The sequence below is a fragment of the Halomonas sp. DP5N14-9 genome, assembly GCF_019802175.1.
In the GTDB taxonomy this organism is placed as follows: domain Bacteria; phylum Pseudomonadota; class Gammaproteobacteria; order Pseudomonadales; family Halomonadaceae; genus Halomonas; species Halomonas litopenaei.
In genome coordinates, this window is the sequence record NZ_JAHVHR010000023.1 from 1 (window position 1) to 1,942 (window position 1,942).

At 54.8% G+C, this 1,942-nt stretch carries 2 rRNA genes; both read left to right on the forward strand.

Annotated features, from left to right (window positions below):
* Nucleotides 1-1,722 (forward strand): 23S ribosomal RNA (locus tag KUW00_RS12970); the annotation flags it as partial.
* A gap of 95 nt (nucleotides 1,723-1,817) precedes the next feature.
* Nucleotides 1,818-1,933 (forward strand): 5S ribosomal RNA (gene rrf / locus KUW00_RS12975).
* Nucleotides 1,934-1,942 lie beyond the last annotated feature (9 nt).

Below are 1,942 nucleotides of genomic sequence, written 5' to 3' on the forward strand. Positions count from 1 at the left end.
ACGCGGTAGAGGAGCGTCGTGTAAGCCGATGAAGGTGTGTTGAGAAGCATGCTGGAGGTATCACGAGTGCGAATGCTGACATGAGTAACGACAAGGGGAGTGAAAAACTCCCCCGCCGGAAGACCAAGGGTTTCTGTTCGACGCTAATCGGAGCAGAGTGAGTCGGCCCCTAAGGCGAGGCCGAAAGGCGTAGTCGATGGGAAACGGGTCAATATTCCCGTACCTCACAGTATTGCGATGGGGGGACGAAGAAGGCTAGGTGAGCCAGGCGTTGGTTGTCCTGGTGAAAGCCGGTAGGCTGAGGATTCAGGTAAATCCGGATCCTCAAGGCCGAGAGGCGAGACGAACTGACTACGGTCAGGAAGTCATCGATGCCACGCTTCCAGGAAAAGCCTCTAAGCTTCAGATACTGTGAGACCGTACCCCAAACCGACACAGGTGGTCAGGTAGAGAATACCAAGGCGCTTGAGAGAACTCGGGTGAAGGAACTAGGCAAAATGGTGCCGTAACTTCGGGAGAAGGCACGCCGCATTAGGGTGAAGGTCCTCGCGACCGGAGCCTGACGCGGTCGAAGATACCAGGTGGCTGCAACTGTTTATTAAAAACACAGCACTCTGCAAACGCGCAAGCGGACGTATAGGGTGTGACGCCTGCCCGGTGCCGGAAGGTTAAGTGATGGTGTTAGCTCACGCGAAGCTCCTGATCGAAGCCCCGGTAAACGGCGGCCGTAACTATAACGGTCCTAAGGTAGCGAAATTCCTTGTCGGGTAAGTTCCGACCTGCACGAATGGCGTAATGATGGCCACGCTGTCTCCACCCGAGACTCAGTGAAATTGAAATCGCAGTGAAGATGCTGTGTACCCGCGGCTAGACGGAAAGACCCCGTGAACCTTTACTACAGCTTCACACTGGACGCTGATGTTGCTTGTGTAGGATAGCTGGGAGGCTTTGAAACCCTGTCGCCAGATGGGGTGGAGCCAACCTTGAAATACCAGCCTGGCATCATTGGCGTTCTAACTCAGGACCGTAATCCGGTTCGAGGACCGTGTGTGGTGGGTAGTTTGACTGGGGCGGTCTCCTCCCAAAGAGTAACGGAGGAGCACGAAGGTACCCTCAGCACGGTTGGAAATCGTGCAGTGAGTGCAAGAGCATAAGGGTGCTTAACTGCGAGACAGACACGTCGAGCAGATACGAAAGTAGGTTCTAGTGATCCGGTGGTTCTGTATGGAAGGGCCATCGCTCAACGGATAAAAGGTACTCCGGGGATAACAGGCTGATACCGCCCAAGAGTTCACATCGACGGCGGTGTTTGGCACCTCGATGTCGGCTCATCACATCCTGGGGCTGAAGTCGGTCCCAAGGGTATGGCTGTTCGCCATTTAAAGTGGTACGCGAGCTGGGTTTAGAACGTCGTGAGACAGTTCGGTCCCTATCTGCCGTGGGCGTTGGAGATTTGAGAAGCGCTGCTCCTAGTACGAGAGGACCGGAGTGGACGTACCTCTGGTGTTCCGGTTGTCACGCCAGTGGCATTGCCGGGTAGCTATGTACGGACGGGATAACCGCTGAAAGCATCTAAGCGGGAAGCCCCCTTCAAGATGAGATCTCCCTGAGGCCTTGAGCCTCCTAAAGGACCCAGCAAGACCAGCTGGTTGATAGGCCGGGTGTGGAAGCGCTGCAAGGCGTTGAGCTAACCGGTACTAATGGTCCGTGAGGCTTGACCATATAACACCCAAAGGGTTTTGGTCGATGATGTCTCGAATCAATTGACGGATACGATGAAGCGTATCGTCAGCATGGTGTACGTTGTCTTTTTTCCGCCTGACGACCATAGCGAGTGGGAACCACCTGATCCCTTGCCGAACTCAGAAGTGAAACCGCTCAGCGCCGATGGTAGTGTGGGGTCTCCCCATGCGAGAGTAGGTCATCGTCAGGCATTTATTCA